Source organism: Veillonella sp. VA139, assembly GCF_003992005.1.
Classification (GTDB): Bacteria; Bacillota; Negativicutes; order Veillonellales; family Veillonellaceae; genus F0422.
Map to the genome: position 1 here is coordinate 14,314 of NZ_RQVL01000029.1, position 16,003 is coordinate 30,316.

At 41.5% G+C, this 16,003-nt stretch carries 14 protein-coding genes; 4 read left to right on the top strand and 10 right to left on the bottom strand.

All coding sequences use genetic code 11. The features are described from left to right. Positions 1-4: 4 nt before the first annotated feature. The gene (gene argH / locus EO125_RS08570; RefSeq protein WP_127148527.1) at positions 5-1,426 is read right to left on the bottom strand and encodes an argininosuccinate lyase; all 1,422 of its coding nucleotides are present in this window, start codon (positions 1,424-1,426) and stop codon (positions 5-7) included. Then, entirely contained in the window at positions 1,426-2,640 is a 1,215-nt protein-coding gene (locus EO125_RS08575) for an argininosuccinate synthase (RefSeq protein ID WP_127148528.1), read from the bottom strand. The genes argH and EO125_RS08575 overlap by 1 nt, the downstream gene beginning before the upstream one ends. 354 nt (positions 2,641-2,994) lie before the next feature. Between EO125_RS08575 and EO125_RS08580 the strand changes: the two genes are divergently transcribed. Beyond that, positions 2,995-3,804: a transglycosylase domain-containing protein gene (locus EO125_RS08580; RefSeq protein WP_127148529.1), complete on the top strand. Its 810-nt coding sequence runs from the start codon at positions 2,995-2,997 to the stop codon at positions 3,802-3,804. A gap of 231 nt (positions 3,805-4,035) precedes the next feature. Here the strand turns inward: EO125_RS08580 and EO125_RS08585 are convergent, their stop codons facing one another. Beyond that, on the bottom strand, positions 4,036-4,815 hold the full coding sequence (locus EO125_RS08585; RefSeq protein ID WP_127148530.1) for a hypothetical protein: 780 nt from the start codon (positions 4,813-4,815) through the stop codon (positions 4,036-4,038). A 194-nt stretch (positions 4,816-5,009) separates the two neighbouring features. On the opposite strand from EO125_RS08585, the gene EO125_RS08590 reads away from it, so the two are divergent. Further along, a complete protein-coding gene (locus tag EO125_RS08590) occupies positions 5,010-7,094 on the top strand; it encodes an OPT family oligopeptide transporter (RefSeq protein ID WP_127148531.1) in 2,085 nt (694 codons plus the stop codon). Positions 7,095-7,408: 314 nt separating this feature from the next. Here EO125_RS08590 and EO125_RS08595 read toward each other — a convergent pair whose 3' ends face one another. From EO125_RS08595 to EO125_RS08625, 7 genes are all read right to left on the bottom strand, one after another. Further along, entirely contained in the window at positions 7,409-8,248 is an 840-nt protein-coding gene (locus EO125_RS08595; RefSeq protein ID WP_127148532.1) for a metal ABC transporter permease, read from the bottom strand. Further along, positions 8,245-9,093, bottom strand: coding sequence for a metal ABC transporter permease (locus EO125_RS08600; RefSeq protein ID WP_127148533.1), 849 nt, complete (start codon positions 9,091-9,093; stop codon positions 8,245-8,247). The genes EO125_RS08595 and EO125_RS08600 overlap by 4 nt, the downstream gene beginning before the upstream one ends. A gap of 8 nt (positions 9,094-9,101) precedes the next feature. Next, on the bottom strand, positions 9,102-9,851 hold the full coding sequence (locus EO125_RS08605; protein ID WP_127148534.1) for a metal ABC transporter ATP-binding protein: 750 nt from the start codon (positions 9,849-9,851) through the stop codon (positions 9,102-9,104). Further along, positions 9,848-10,789, bottom strand: coding sequence for a metal ABC transporter solute-binding protein, Zn/Mn family (locus tag EO125_RS08610; protein ID WP_127148535.1), 942 nt, complete (start codon positions 10,787-10,789; stop codon positions 9,848-9,850). The genes EO125_RS08605 and EO125_RS08610 overlap by 4 nt, the downstream gene beginning before the upstream one ends. Before the next feature lie 601 nt (positions 10,790-11,390). Continuing rightward, entirely contained in the window at positions 11,391-12,566 is a 1,176-nt protein-coding gene (locus EO125_RS08615; RefSeq protein WP_127148536.1) for a metallophosphoesterase, read from the bottom strand. 22 nt (positions 12,567-12,588) lie between these two features. Continuing rightward, positions 12,589-13,731 carry an A/G-specific adenine glycosylase gene (gene mutY, locus EO125_RS08620; protein WP_127148537.1) on the bottom strand — a complete coding sequence of 381 codons (1,143 nt, stop codon included), beginning with the start codon at positions 13,729-13,731 and terminating at the stop codon, positions 12,589-12,591. Next, positions 13,728-14,255: an 8-oxo-dGTP diphosphatase gene (locus EO125_RS08625; protein WP_127148538.1), complete on the bottom strand. Its 528-nt coding sequence runs from the start codon at positions 14,253-14,255 to the stop codon at positions 13,728-13,730. Before EO125_RS08625 ends, mutY begins: the two co-directional genes overlap by 4 nt. 89 nt (positions 14,256-14,344) lie before the next feature. On the opposite strand from EO125_RS08625, the gene EO125_RS08630 reads away from it, so the two are divergent. Further along, positions 14,345-15,127: a DUF4931 domain-containing protein gene (locus tag EO125_RS08630; RefSeq protein ID WP_127148539.1), complete on the top strand. Its 783-nt coding sequence runs from the start codon at positions 14,345-14,347 to the stop codon at positions 15,125-15,127. Next, positions 15,127-15,843 carry a metallophosphoesterase gene (locus tag EO125_RS08635; protein WP_127148540.1) on the top strand — a complete coding sequence of 239 codons (717 nt, stop codon included), beginning with the start codon at positions 15,127-15,129 and terminating at the stop codon, positions 15,841-15,843. Before EO125_RS08630 ends, EO125_RS08635 begins: the two co-directional genes overlap by 1 nt. Positions 15,844-16,003 lie beyond the last annotated feature (160 nt).

Sequence of the window (16,003 nt, forward strand, 5' to 3'; positions counted from 1 at the left end):
AATATTATTGTAAATGAATTTTTTCTTTCCATTGTTGGATTTGTGCCGCTTCTTCTGCCACGATTGTTTGTCCAATCTGCATTTGACGTGCTACGCATTCTGGCGCTGTACCACTGTAGTTACTGCGACCTGATACGCAAGCTTCGATGGTGATGGCATCCAAGATATCCGTTTCAAAGTGGTGTGAAATAGCTTTGAAATCTTCTACTGAAAGATCCAACAGCACACATCCTTTTTCAATGCAACGTTGTACAGCTTCTCCTACGATGGCATGAGCTTCCCGGAATGGTACCCCTTTTTTCGCCAAGTAGTCCGCCATATCTGTAGCGTTGGAGAAATCATCGTCCAACACTGCTTTTGTATGGTCTCCATTGACTTTCATATGACGTAACATGTCAGCTGTAATAGAAATAGCGAAATGCAACGTATCGATTGTGTCGAAAACGCCTTCTTTATCTTCTTGCATATCTTTATTGTACGTCATCGGTAGGCCTTTCATAGTTGTAAGAAGTCCCATCAAATGACCGTAGATACGACCTGTTTTACCACGTACGAGTTCACATACATCTGGATTTTTCTTTTGTGGCATAATGCTGGATCCAGTGCAATGGGCATCATCCAATTCGATGAACCCAAACTCTGTGCTAGACCATAGGATTAATTCTTCGCTTAACCGGCTTAAATGCATCATCACTTTTGCCCCAAAGCTGAGGAATTCTAGTACATAGTCACGATCGCTGACAGCATCCATACTATTTTCATAGATGGCATCGAAATGCAATAATTCCTTCGTGATGTTTTGATCGATAGGATAGGTTGTGCCCGCTAAAGCCCCTGCCCCTAATGGCATCACGTTGGCATGTTTAAAGATTAACGGCAAATTATCAAAATCACGGCTTATCATGGAAAAGTACGCCATCATATGGTGGCTAAATAGCACTGGTTGCGCTCGTTGTAAATGGGTGTAACCAGGGATAATCACATCTTTGTATTTCTCTGCTACTTCTAAGAAGGCTTGTTGCAAGTTCACAAGCTCTTCCCCCATGTGCACTACGGCCTTACGGATATACATGTGCAAGTCCACTGCTACTTGGTCATTACGGCTACGACCTGTATGGAGACGCCCGCCTGCCTCACCGATGGCATCAGTTAAGCGTTTTTCGATATTCATATGAATGTCTTCTAATGCCACGGAAAACTCAAAGTCTCCTGCATCAATCTGCTTTTCAATAGCCTGTAGTCCTGCTACGATGGCGTCCTTATCTTCCTGAGAAATGATCTGTTGCTCTGCTAGCATCGTCGCATGAGCAATGCTGCCTGCTACATCTTCTTTATACATGCGGGAGTCAAAGGAAATAGAGGACGTGAAGTCCTCTACTGCCTTATCCGTCCCTTTGGTAAAGCGTCCGCCCCAAAGTTTCGCCATTATTTTAAACCTGCTTTCTCTTTCATTAATGCATTAATTGTCAAAGGCAATCCGAATAAGTTGATAAAACCTTCTGCATCAGCTTGGTTATATACATCATCTTCTTCAAATGTTACAAATTCTTGGTTGTACAAAGAATATGGAGATGTAGAGCCGGCACTCATGATGTTACCTTTGTACAATTTCAATGTCACTTGACCTGTTACTGTTTGTTGTGTGCTGTCCACGAAGGCTTGCAAGGCGCTCATCAATGGAGCAAACCACATGCCGTCATACACCAATTCTGCGTATTTATTAGCCACCAATTCTTTATAATGGTATGTGGCTCTGTCTAGGCAAAGATATTCTAATTCTCTGTGCGCATACATGATGATAGCTCCACCAGGATTTTCATAGACACCACGAGATTTCATGCCTACTAACCGATTTTCTACAATATCCACGATGCCGATACCATTAGCTGCGCCGATTTCATTTAACGTTTGTAAGATGGTAAGTGGAGACATGGCTTGACCATTCACCGCTACTGGAACACCTTCTTTGAAGTCGATGGTCACCATAGTTGGAGCATCAGGTGCTTCCTCTGGAGATTTACTAACTAAATATACATCATTTTTAGGTGCATTATTAGGATCTTCTAAATCGCCACCTTCATGGGATAAATGCCATACGTTTTGGTCCATAGAGTACGGATGTTTTTTAGTGGCCACCACTGGAATATCGTGTTTCGCTGCATATTCCATGCAATCTTCCCGGGATTTTAATTCCCATTCACGCCATGGAGCGATGATTTTTGTGTTCGGTGAAAGTGCTTTAATAGTCAATTCAAAACGAACTTGGTCATTTCCTTTACCTGTGGCACCATGAGCGATTGCATCAGCACCTTCTTGTGCGGCAATTTCTACTAACTTTTTAGCAATCAATGGTCTTGCAAAGGAAGTACCTAATAAGTATTTACCTTCATACACAGCACCCGCTTTTACTACAGGCCAAATATAGTCGGACACAAATTCTTCTTGGGCATCGATGATGTACGCTTTTGTAGCACCAGATTTGATGGCTTTTTTCTCTACTGCCTCATAATCTTCTGGTTGACCTAAGTTCACACATACAGCGATGACTTCTGCGCCATAGTTTTCTTTTAACCAAGGAATAATAACAGATGTGTCTAAACCACCAGAATACGCTAAAACGACTTTGTTAATGTTGCTCATAATGGACCTCTTTCATTGTTTAACTCACTGCTGTGCAGTATCTATTTCTATCTCATAAGCGTATTATACAACCACTTGTATAATAATGCAAGTATTTTTTATAAAAACTCTTTTGTACGCATTTTTATTCTATCCTTTTGTCATTTTATAGTTATTTCCCATACCCCTATGGTTATTCTTTTCTTGTAGCACACCATTACAATTTTAATGCCTATTCATTACCGAATAAATAAACCACTCTACATCAGTCTAGTCACTTAGTGCCATCTTCTTATACATATATAATAACAGACAAAGCTTTTCTAGTATCCCCCCCCTATTGTTGATCCCCCTTAGATGTGATATGATGAAGCCATGAAAACACTTTTTAAACTTATCCTTGTGCTCGCTATGGCAGCTGCTGGTGTTTACTGGTTCGCTGGGTATACCCCAGAAGATGCTAGCAACGCCACACAACATGTAGCACATACGATAAAAGAACAAACTATAGAACAAGGGGAAGATCAACTTTCCAGAATCGACCGCATCAAACGTCTCTTTCATTTCAAAAAAGCTGTAGAGGAGGCCATGGATAAACGGGTGGAGCATCGCGTTCGCAGCGAAGATATTAACCCTATTGTAAAACAAGCTTTAGTGGCTACGGAAGATAAACGTTTTTATGAACACGGAGCGGTAGATTTCTTTAGCATTGGTCGCGCCTTGTATACAAATATCATAGCCGGTCAAACCGTTGAGGGTGGTAGTACCATTACCCAACAATTGGTAAAGAATTTATTCCTTTCCTCTAAGCGTATCATGTCTCGTAAGGTGGAAGAAATATTCCTCGCCTATTTGATGGAACATTATTACAGTAAGGACGAAATCATCACCATGTATCTAAATACCATTTATTATGGTACTGATTACTATGGTATTAAAGCTGCCTCTGAAGGATACTTTAACACGGATCCAAAGGATCTGAACTTGAGTCAAGCCGCCGTGCTCGCTGGCATTCCTCAGGCACCATCTTACTTTAACCCTGTCAGCAACATGGATGCCACAAAACAACGACAACGGACGGTATTAACCTTAATGGCACAACAAGGGATTATCTCCTACGCAGACATTGATAGAGCCTATTATAAGCGGCTTGATGCGCCTAAAAAACACAGAGTTACTGATTGATATACCTAGGTACATATACTAACACATAGATGCTTCAAGTATCCTTTTCTTATTACCATATAGAAAAGAGGGCATCACAACATAAGACAAAAATAGAGGAAAGTTGAACAAAACATATCAACTTTCCTCTATTTCTTTTATAAGTATATTGTTATGACCTACAGCTGTCAGTATAACTGTTATACTAGGCATACATACCTAACATCTACAGCCTGCTCTTGTACTGTGGTCCTATCTCCCTAAATTCCCTACTGGCACATAAATACTACCACTAGACATAGGGGCAATCGTCCCTTGGTCGTAAATCAATACGATATCATGATTTTCACGGGCGTAGAAACTATTTGGCTTACCTGGTGTCGCATCTGGATAGATTGCTTTCTTACCCTCTTTCGGTAATTGTTGTAAACCTGCTGTGATCGTTTCTTGTGACAATCCACCGAAATCACTCAATGACAATGTACGACCTGTGGTGGTATTAAAAGTAAATCCCTTTTCTACATTCACTCCATGCGATGCATTGTCCTCAATGGTATAGGAAGTAATAGTCACCGAGAAGATACCATTTCCATCTGCTTTCACGTCGTACGTCATATATAGATTCTGTTTTTCTCCATCAATCGCTTTTTCATTCACTTTGTGTGCTTGCTTACGAAGCTTGTCCACATAATCCGTGATCGTTTTATTCATAGCTTTCGTTACATAAGGGCTCACGGACTGTACACGTGGATAGGTAAGGTCCATATGATTTTCTTTCACCACCTCTGGCGTTACAGTCACTTGCAATCGATCTGTGAAAGCCTTCGCAGCAGGTGCTACGATATGCTTCGCCTCCTGTCTAGCTTTCATCATTTCCTCCCGAACAAGTCGGTTAGTATCTGGTGATGCGGTTACAGAAATTCGTTCCCCTACGGCTACAGGCATTTCTTTCACCACTGTCACATCCGCTGCATAGAGCACAATTGGTAAGGACGCACTAAGCAACACTGCTCCGAATACTTTATTTTTCATATCATCTCTCCTCATTACATCAATGCAAGTATAGTGTTAATCATACCCTATACAAGTGAATCTACTATGAATATTTTTATTATACTACCCTACATAGACGTATGTATACAAAATTTACTATATTTTTTATTGAAAGTCCTTGAGAATACTGATACAATGAATAAGATAGTAGTGTATTTTAAGGAGGTATAACTATGAAGCATGATTTTATGAGTCATGATATTAGCTTACCGGAATTAACAGTCAGAGGTATGTTACTAGGTGCGATTATTACATTAATCTTTACTGCATCTAACGTATACTTAGGACTGAAAGTAGGTTTGACGTTCTCATCCTCCATTCCGGCCGCTGTAATATCTATGGCAATCTTACGCTTCTTCAAGGATTCCAACGTTCTTGAAAACAACATGGTACAAACGCAAGCATCTGCTGCGGGTACCTTATCTGCAGTCATCTTCGTATTGCCTGGTCTATTGATGATCGGCTATTGGCAAAACTTTGATTTAATGCAAACATTGTTATTATCCGCTTGTGGTGGCTGCCTTGGGGTGTTATTTACCATTCCATTACGCCGTGCTATGGTTATGAATAGTGACTTACCATACCCAGAAGGTCGTGCGGCTGCGGAAATTTTGAAAGTAGGTTCTAGCGTTCCTGGTGAAACAGTAAAACAATCCGGCGGTATGAAAGAAATCGTATCCGGTGGCGCCTTAGCTGGTATCATCAGCTTTGTCACACAAGGTTTACGTGTATTAGGGGAATCTAAATCTTTCTGGTTCCCTGTAGGCGCTGGTGCTACACAAATTCCATTCGGTTTCTCCTCTGCCTTATTAGGTGCAGGTTTCCTAATTGGTATTGCCAGCGGTATCGCTATCTTAATCGGTATGATTATTGCTTGGGGTGGTTTCGTACCATACTTAACAAACCATCTACCAAATCCAGACAATCTAGAAGCTATTAAATTCTCTAGCACAGTTTGGAAAACAAAAGTCCGCTTTATCGGCGCTGGTACTATCGGCGTGGCAGCGATTTGGACATTGTTGACATTGATCAAACCAATTATTGAAGGTATTAAATTATCCATCAAATCCATGACAGCTAGTGCAGAGTATCGCGACACACACCGTATGGACACAGATATGAGACCATCCACGATTGCCGTGGTATTCGCCTTAATTATCATCGGTTTAATCGTTTGCTTCTACTCATTCGTATCTGCCCTTCCAATGTCCGCAGGTCTTGCTTGGACACTTGTCATTGCAGGTATCGTAGTGGCATTGTTAATCGGCTTCTTCGTAGCTGCTGCTTGCGGTTACATGGCTGGCTTGATTGGTACTTCTGCAAGTCCAATCTCTGGTATCGGTATCATCGGTATCATCGTATCTTCTCTAGTAGTATTCGCCATTGGTTCTGCTAATGACTTATTATCTACTCCTGAAGGTATTAAATTCTCCACTGCTTTGGCGATTTTCATGACATCTGTGGTTATCTCCATTGCAGCCATTTCCAACGATAATTTACAAGACTTGAAAACTGGTCAATTAGTAGGTGCTACACCTTGGAAACAACAGGTAGCTCTATTAATCGGTTCCTTAGCTGGTGCCGTAGCGATTGCTCCAGTACTTGACTTGTTATACCATGCATACGGTTTTACAGGCGCTATGCCTCGTGAAGGAATGGATCCTGCTCAAGCATTGTCCGCTCCACAAGCTACATTGATGCGTCAAATCGCAGAAGGTATCTTCAATGCTAACATGGATTGGACTTACATCTTCTACGGTATCCTTGTTGGTATTGCCGCTATCGTTGTAAACTTAATTTTAAAATCTACAACAAAATCCTTAACATTGCCACCACTTGCAATTGGTATGGGTATCTACTTACCTCCAACTTTGGAAATGCCTCTTGTAATGGGTGCCATCATCGGTTACTTCGTAAATCGTTACATCACAAAACGCGCGAAAGAACGTGCTGGTGCGTATGCAGATGCTGACGTAGAACAATCTAACCGTCGCGGCGTATTGTTCGCTTCTGGTTTGATCGTTGGTGAAAGTATCATCGGCGTTATCATCGCTGGTGTGATCGCCTTCTCCGTAAGTACAGGTGGTAGCGAAGCTCCACTTCAATTAGCTTTCACTGAAGCAAAATCCTATGGTGATACAGCTGAGTGGCTTGGCTTTGCAGCATACATCTTCGTTGCTCTTTGCTTGATTCGCATCGTTATTGCGTCTAAATTCAACAAAGCAGAAGCGGAAGCAATCGAAAATATGAATAAATAAAACACTACACATATCACAAAAAGCTGTAACACATGCTGAGCATGTTGTTACAGCTTTTTAATATAAACCTACTATAAAATCGCATTCCTAGCCCCTCTCTCTAGATAAGTTCTATAATATATTTTTTGGTACAGCAAACACCATCCCCCCAAGGTATATTTTTATGCCTAAAAATAGGCATATCATGCCCTTTACTTTACAAACTACGCAACTACATACATAGCAAAGGACTGAAGTAGATTACAAAACATCATTCTACTTCAGTCCATTTATTCTTGTCCTATGCTAACATATATACTCGCTTACATTATGCATTATTTTTTACCATATTTATAGATCCATACAAGTCCATAGATACATCCGATGACGGTGGCAATCATACCACCAATGGATACGTCCCAAAGGAATGCTAATGCTACACCGATAGTAGTAGCTATGGTAGATATCACCATACTGATGAATAACATGGCTTTCACAGATCGAGCTAGCATAAATGCCGTTGCTGGCGGTCCAATCATACAGCCTGTTACCAAGATGGCGCCTACCGTTTGAAAGGAAGCTACCGTCGTTAAGGACGTCAATGTCATAAGTCCATAGGACACTGCCATAGGCATCGCTTGATATACCTTAGCACACACAGGATCAAAGGTAGTAAGGATTAGTTCTTTCTTAAATAGCGCAATACCTACCGCATTGATAAGGCATACCAGAATTGCAATCCATAATAACATGGGTCCTAGGTCATAGGCATCTACAGTGAATCGTTGGAACGTAGCGAAGGCTAAATCCCCTAAAATCGCCGTATCCACGTCTAAATGGACATGTTTTCCGAACAGCGTCACTAACACGATGGCGAGGGCAAATAAGAAGGGAAATACGACTCCAATCGCTGCATCTGGTCGAATATAGCGACGTCGTTGCATCCATTCGACGGCATACACCGTCCCTACTCCCATGGCGGTGGCACCAATAATAAGCCAAGGAGAGTTCAAATCTTTTGTCACCAAAAAGGCTAATACAATGCCTAAAAACACAGTATGTGTTATGGCATCCACCATCATAGATAAACGGCGTAATACCAAAAATGTACCTATAAGGCTACAGCTGATACCTGTGATTGTAGCGATACCCCAAATTTCTAAGATATGACTCATCCTAAACACCTCCTCACGAGGCGTTTACCATTAGCCAATACTAAACTTAATAATATCATACCAGTCATCACAATGATGATAATAGGCCCCGTAGGAATATTACCCCATAGGGCGCTCACAAATGTGCCCATAAATGCCACTACACTACCACTGATAGCTGCAATGATCACTAGGGTACGTAAGGAATGAGTCCACTGGCGACCAATCATGGCTGGACCAATTAATAAGGAGCTAATTAAAATAACACCCACCGTCCGAATGCCAATGACAATAGTCACCACTAATGCGGCACGGTAAAAAAAGCGCACCTTTGACACTGGGATACCCATTAACTGTGCCTCAATAGGGTCAAATACGGTAAGACTCAGTTCTTTCCAAAGTATAATAACCCCTCCTACAATGCAGGTTCCACAAATGGCCATCACCCAAATGTCACTTTGCATCATGGTTACAGCTTGTCCAAAGATAAACGTATTCAGACCTGCCTGTCCAGCATTTTCCATAGACTGTACTCGCGTTAATAAAACGGTACCAAATCCAAAGAATGTCGCTAAAATCGTAGCCAAGGCTGCATCAAAACGAACTCCTTTTTGGGATGTTTTATACATAATCCATTCTGACAAACAGGCCGTGCAAATCGCACCGATCAATAACACTGTGGTGTCTTTCACGCCTGTTAGAAGAAATCCTGCCACTACCCCTGGTAGTGTGGAATGGGCTACGCCATCGCCTAGTAAACTTTCTTGACGCAATACTGCAAAGGTTCCTATGACGCCACATACCAAGCCTAGCATCACCGTCCCCAGTGCTACGATTTGAAATGTATATTGTTGTAATAATTCCATGGTGCCTCCTAGTATGAATATGTCTCATCTAGGATAGGGGAACCTACTATATCTCGAACTGACCCCATGCCCACCAATCTGCGATTCACGCAGAGAACTTGATCAAAATAGGTTTCTAACGTCTGTAAATTATGATGCACAATGAGCAAGGTTTTGCCTGCTGATTGCATTTCTTTCATAATCTTTACTAACACAGATTCCGTAGTCTTATCAATGCCTTTGAAAGGTTCATCTAGCAAGTACACCTCTTGGTTCTCCACCAAGGCACGGGCTAGGAATACACGCTGTTGCTGTCCTCCTGACAATTGTGAGATCGACCGCTGTGCATAGTCTAACATACCTACCGTTTGCAAGGCTTTTGTCGCCTCGTCTCGTTCACGTTTCCCTGGACGTTTAAACCACCCCAGTCTGCGGTAGGTGCCCATTAATACCACCTCAAATACAGTGATGGGGTAATCCCAATCTACTGCTGAAGTTTGTGGTACATAAGCAATATGGTTATAAATACTATTCGTTTTTGCGCCTCCATAAGCGGAAACTGTATTAGTATCTAATGTTAACTCAATCGTTCCTTCTACTAATGGCACGAGCCCTAACATGGCTTTCACCAAGGTTGATTTGCCAGCACCATTAGGACCAACTATGGCCGTCATCGTTCCTTGTTCAATCTGAAAGGATACATCTTTCAGCACTACCGTATCATCATAGGCTACTGAAAGATGATTCACTTTCAAAATACACTTGCTGTCACTCATCATTTAAGAGCGCCTACAATAGTATCGATATTGGCTTTGACCATGCCAATGTACGTGCCGCCTTCTGTGTTAGGAGAACCTAAGGAATCGGAGTATAATTCACCGCCGATAGCCACATCCCAACCTTTAGCCTTAACGGCTTCTTGTACGGCTTCGATTGTTTTATGAGGAACAGAAGATTCTACGAAGATCGCTTTGATTTTATGATCTACAATAAATTGTACTAAGTCGTTCATATCTTTTGTGCCTGCTTCTGTCGCTGTGCTCACACCTTGCAAGCCTTTTACTTCAAAGCCATAGGCACGAGCAAAGTAATGGAATGCATCATGAGCAGTGACTAATACACGAGATTGTTCAGGAATTTCCTTCGTTCTATCCTTAATATATTGATCGGCTGCGTCTAATTCTTTCATGTATGCTTCGTAATTGGCAACATAATCTTTTTCGTGTTTAGGGTCTTTTGCTACCAATGTGTCTTTTACCACTTTTGCAGCTAATTTCCAGTTTTGTACATCGAACCAAATATGAGGGTCTTTTGCATCTGGACCTTCTTCTTCAAAGGCTAACAACGTAGATGGATCCATATCTTTAGATACTTCCACTACTGTTTTGTTAGATTTTTTCAATTCTTGGAATACTTGACCCATTTTACCTTCTAAATGGATACCATTTAAGAAAATAATGTCCCCTTTTTGCAAAGTAGATACATCACCAGCACTAGCTTGGTACAAATGTGGGTCTACCCCAGCACCCATCAATCCTTGTACTGTTACATGATCACCACCAATTTTTTGTACTAAGTCTGTAATCATTGTTGTCGTAGTGACCACTTGTAATGGTTTATCCTCTTGTACAGTATCCGCTTGCTTTCCACAGCCTGCAATAGCCATAATACAAACGGCAAACACAATGCACAAACGCCAGAATCTAAATTCTTTCATGGTCTTTCCTCCTTTACTAATACATATGGGATGTCCCGTACTATCCCTAACATAAAAATTCCATGAGTCTTACTTATGTATACTATATCACAATTGATATTATTTCTCAATATAAATTTTTAAATATGTATTTCAAAGGAGAAAAGAAATAGATATTACCTTTGTTATTATTGTTATCTATGATAATTGGTATCAATAATAGGTGCTACTACTATATATGCTTGGGCATAGTCTCTTTATATCACAAAAAGTCCATTTTGAGATGACAATATATTTATTTTATGATATACTACAGGTACAAAAGTTAATCAAATCCATTGAAACAAAGAACCCCCACAGTTGCCGCTGTGGGGGGTCTGCTTTTTTTTAGAGAGCTACCTCTAGGCTAATTACCTCTAGACTTTCTATCTAGCCATTTACAGATATAGGAACTGACTATACCTGCCACAATAGAAATAATAAAGTTAATCAAAAACTCCATTGAAACACCCCCTTCCTGTCACCAGTATTGGGGAGGTAACATCTACAGTATGCCAAAATTTTACGAATTGCAAAATATTTTGCTGACCAATTTTATACTATAAATAAGATATATAGACCCTTATAAAACAGTAAATACCGTCACTTCTCTAGGACAATTCAACCGCACTGGAAACCAATGCCCCGATCCTCGGCTTACATAAGCAAATAGTCCCTGTTCTTCGTACAGACCTTTCCAGTAAGGCTTATACACGGGCACTAAATTCGTCCCCCACAGGTTGATTTGTCCTCCATGGGTATGTCCAGATAAGGTTAATGGGATATGTCTACGAAATGCTTCTGGAATATAGTTCGGATGATGCGCCAACAAGATGGGATATCCATTGTCTGGGATGCCTTTCATAGCTATATCCAACAAGCGGACATTTTCCTCTTGCACATCATCTTTAAAATGGTAATCCATACCCACTAGGTACACGGGACGAGAGCCCCCTAATATCTGTTGATGGCTGTTGCGATACATGTGCATCTTCGTTTGGCTCAACCGCTTCCACACAAGCTCTACATCGACGCGGTATTCGTGATTCCCTAAAATATAATCGATACCATCAGGAAAATCTTTCACACGGCTATCTATATAGTCTGCCACTTCATCAAGATAGCCTAAGTCATCGATTAAATCCCCAGTGATAACCAGTCGATTCGGGTGTTCACTGACAACGGCATCCACCATTTCTTTCAACTTATCCATACCGATGAAAGGTCCGATATGAACATCGCTAAGTTGTCCAATTTTATACCCTTTTAGTACCTCTGGTCTATCTTTCAAAGCTAATTGTATCTTACGCAGTTGCAGTTCATTATTCCCTTGAAAGGCAGCCACTGATCCTGTGACACCTACTACAGCAGGTACCACCACAGCAGTACGTTTAAAGAAATTTCGCCGTGATTCGTCCATAGGGCTATCTCCGCTGTCAGAGCGAGCCCCTAAATGCATAAGTCCATAGAATACACCGAAGATAGTCAATACTGCAAAAGTGCCGAATAGTGCTACGACTAATCCATTCAGTTCGATTAGGACCGGCCGCACTAGGTCCATCACCATGCCACCATGGATACTGTACATAAGGCGTTGCAAAAGAATCGTGGCTAGTGCAAGAACTAGCCCAGTTACAACTCCATATGTAAAGCCTTTTCGTAAATTGGCACCTCTAAATGTACTCACGATTCCGCCTGTGATAGCGCCTATCATCGTCATTCCCAGTACTAAGATGCCTATTAATATATATATTCTCATCTATATCACTCCTCGGTATAGATTAACAAAGATCAATAAATTTACCATGAGGTCCTGCCCATGGCAACACATGAAAGGCTTCTTTTCGACAAAGAATCCAATCTTCTTTAAGCGGGATAATCTGACCTTCTGCTACAGCTTGTTGCACCGCTTCATCACCTTCTAGCACAATTGTATTCGATGAATCTATTGTTACCTCTGTAGCTTCCCCTCGATAGCCTTTCATCGTCCATTTGCGATGGCTAAAAATATGGGTTACTTCCTTTACCATAGACCGATCCATGTTGACCGTGACCCCAATGGATTGTAATAGCCCGATTAGTTCTGTTTTGCGACTCTCTGCTGTGCCACCTTCTACACTTGGAAACTCCCACATATTTTGCAGTAATCCTTCTTTGGGTCTTCGATGTAATAGATAGTACCCATCTACTGTAGAAATAATCCCTACGTATAATTGGACAGATTGTACCTTCATTTTCTTAATCCGTATAGGTAATTGTTGCTCTGTTCCTGCTGCTTTTGCTGCACAATCCTGCACTAATGGACAAGACTCGCAACGAGGTGTTTTAGGAATGCAAATAGAGGCACCAAAATCCATGAGGGCTTCGTTGAAGTCTCCTGGTCGATCGTAAGGCATGGTGTCTTCTACCAATGTGGTAATCATCTTCTTGCCGACAGTACCTAGAATATCTTTATGGATATTGTATAAGCGAGCATAGACACGAAGTACATTGCCGTCTACAGCAGGTTCACGCAGGTTATAGGCGATGGAGAGCACTGCACCGGCTGTATAGGAGCCTACGCCTTTCAGAGATTCCATTTCCTTCCGTGTCCGTGGTACTTGACCTCCATAGGTTTCCACCACTTCTTTGACGCCTTGGTGCAAATTGCGAGCTCTAGAATAATAGCCTAGGCCTTGCCAAGCACGGACTACTGTATCTTCTTCGGCACTGGCTAAACTTTCAAGTGTTGGAAATTGTATTACCCAATTTTCAAAATAAGGACGCATAGCCTCAATGCGTGTTTGTTGAGACATCACTTCCGACACCCAAATCCGATAAGGGTCTTTACTTTCACGCCAAGGCAAGTCACGCTTATGCACATCATACCAATCTAATAAATGCTGTATCCATGCCACTTGGCTTTGCTGTTCTACTGGTTTCACTTCATACCCTCATATATCCAAGCCGTCACACGGTCCACATCGTCGCTTTCTAGAATCTCTTCCACGGCCACGAACTCCATGGACTCAATGGTACGATTATCTTCTTTGAAAGTAATAACACCTTTCAACTTCTCACCACGCCAAATCCGTGGAATCCACTCTTCATCACCGGCCCACATATGGTCAAATGGCGTCTTCTCCAAGGTAAACCAATGGGGATCCATTTCTTCCGATTCCAGAGGAATGCCTTGAAACTGTTCTACCATATATACATAACCAATATGGCTTAACTCTGGTGAATAAGGAAATTGAAAGTCCAACAGCGCCACAGCCTGTAAGTCCTCTTCTTTCACCAGCAAGGACACTTCTTCAAACACCTCGCGCACTGCGCAAGCACGGAAGCTTTCACCATCCTCGATTTTACCGCCAAATCCATTATAATAACCGGCTCCAAAGCCACGTTTTTTTCGTCCCAATAAAAATAAATCTTCTCGTTTTGGAAAACATAATGTTGTAGGTCTCATAATTCCTCCTATTCTTTTTTTATTATATCATGTTTCACACTTTCATAAACATCGTCCCCTATGATACTATAGTACTAGTGAGGTGAACTATGAAAGAACCATTAATTTTTGATATTGCTCTGGGGCAAACAAAGCCAGACAGCATGCACAATCGCGACGGGCACTGCCCATTTTGCGAGCCCTCGCAATTAACCGATATACTGGATACATCTGGGTCCATCATTTGGCTCATGAATAAATACCCTGTATTAGAACGCACATGGCCTACTGTTATCATTGAAACGCCACCCCATGTACACACAGAATATTCTAAATTGCCCTTTTCAGAAGCAGTTCATATTTTAGAATTTGGTCGCAAAAAATGGGAAGAAGTCAAAGCAGATCCTCGGTTTACATCGGTTTTATTCTTTAAAAATTACGGCCCCATGTCTGGTGGATCCATTTACCATCCTCACAGCCAAATCATCGGCTTAGAGGACTATGATTACCGCAAAGATATTCACAGAGAACATTTTGATGGATGGCTCATCCATGAAGAGGATGGTCTGCGCATAACCTTATCCAATCGTCCTGTCCATGGATTCTTTGAATTTAATATGCGGTTTGATCCACAATTAGATACATCCATATTAGCCAAGTATTTACAACGTACCTTACGCTATGTATTAGAAGGCTTTTCTAAATATGCAAAATCTTATAATCTATTTTTCTACGATATAAATGACGACTTTCACTATCTAAAAATCGTGCCACGGTATATAACATCACCGCTTTTCATCGGTTATGGAATTCCACAAGTGTGCCACGAAACACGCGCCTTAGAAGTCATCCGTCATATACAACCATATTTACACAATTCTTTGGAGGTTTAATGAAAGTTTTTGCCATTGGCGATTTACACCTATCTGGGCAACCACCAACAAAACCTATGACCATCTTCGGTCCACACTGGGATAACCACTGGGAACGTATCCAAGCACACTGGCGAGAACATATAGATCCTGATGACCTAGTCTTTCTAGTAGGTGATATGTCTTGGGCTATGCGCCTTAGTGAGGCAAAGATAGATTTAGATACCATTGCGGCCCTGCCTGGAAAAAAATTTATGATTCGTGGCAATCACGATTATTGGTGGACAAGCCTGCAAAAAATGAATACTCTTATGGAAGGGCGTATCACCTTCTTGCAAGGTAGAGGTCTATACCAAAATGGCATCGCTTTCGGTGGTACGAAAGGCTATATCTATCCACAAGACCCTTTCTTTAAAGAAGCTGATGACCGGCACATCTATGAGCGGGAATTAATGCGTACCAAAGCGGCTTTAGACGCTATGGAAACTGCTATTACTGAAAGTGGTGATGACCCCTCTCAGGTAACACGCATACTGTTACTTCACTATCCACCCACCTTAGAAAATCACGCTAATGGATTTACGGACCTACTAGAACAGTACCATGTAGATCACTGCGTGTTTGGTCATTTACATGACAAAACATCCTTCCAAAAAGTACCCTCTCATTGGGGACATACACAATTACACTTAGTCTCAGCAGATGCTGCTAATTTTATGATGAAGGAGATACCATGAGCCGTATCCACAAAGAACACTTACAAGCAGGGTGACGGTGTCAAGTTTTTGTTGGAAAATAATTGCCTAGCTTTAAAAGAGGTTTCCTCGTTACTAAAGAATCCTGCGTCCACCATGTTTAATTGCTTGTAACCATCCGTTACTTTTCTTTTCTACACCT

Coding starts and splice junctions, on each gene's coding strand:
- EO125_RS08615 (WP_127148536.1), bottom strand. CDS start 12,566: ATGAGAATATATATATTAATAGGCATCTTAGTACTGGGAATGACGATG.
- argH (WP_127148527.1), bottom strand. CDS start 1,426: ATGGCGAAACTTTGGGGCGGACGCTTTACCAAAGGGACGGATAAGGCA.
- EO125_RS08630 (WP_127148539.1), top strand. CDS start 14,345: ATGAAAGAACCATTAATTTTTGATATTGCTCTGGGGCAAACAAAGCCA.
- EO125_RS08605 (WP_127148534.1), bottom strand. CDS start 9,851: ATGATGAGTGACAGCAAGTGTATTTTGAAAGTGAATCATCTTTCAGTA.
- EO125_RS08575 (WP_127148528.1), bottom strand. CDS start 2,640: ATGAGCAACATTAACAAAGTCGTTTTAGCGTATTCTGGTGGTTTAGAC.
- EO125_RS08595 (WP_127148532.1), bottom strand. CDS start 8,248: ATGAGTCATATCTTAGAAATTTGGGGTATCGCTACAATCACAGGTATC.
- EO125_RS08625 (WP_127148538.1), bottom strand. CDS start 14,255: ATGAGACCTACAACATTATGTTTTCCAAAACGAGAAGATTTATTTTTA.
- EO125_RS08635 (WP_127148540.1), top strand. CDS start 15,127: ATGAAAGTTTTTGCCATTGGCGATTTACACCTATCTGGGCAACCACCA.
- EO125_RS08585 (WP_127148530.1), bottom strand. CDS start 4,815: ATGAAAAATAAAGTATTCGGAGCAGTGTTGCTTAGTGCGTCCTTACCA.
- EO125_RS08580 (WP_127148529.1), top strand. CDS start 2,995: ATGAAAACACTTTTTAAACTTATCCTTGTGCTCGCTATGGCAGCTGCT.
- EO125_RS08600 (WP_127148533.1), bottom strand. CDS start 9,093: ATGGAATTATTACAACAATATACATTTCAAATCGTAGCACTGGGGACG.
- EO125_RS08610 (WP_127148535.1), bottom strand. CDS start 10,789: ATGAAAGAATTTAGATTCTGGCGTTTGTGCATTGTGTTTGCCGTTTGT.
- EO125_RS08590 (WP_127148531.1), top strand. CDS start 5,010: ATGAAGCATGATTTTATGAGTCATGATATTAGCTTACCGGAATTAACA.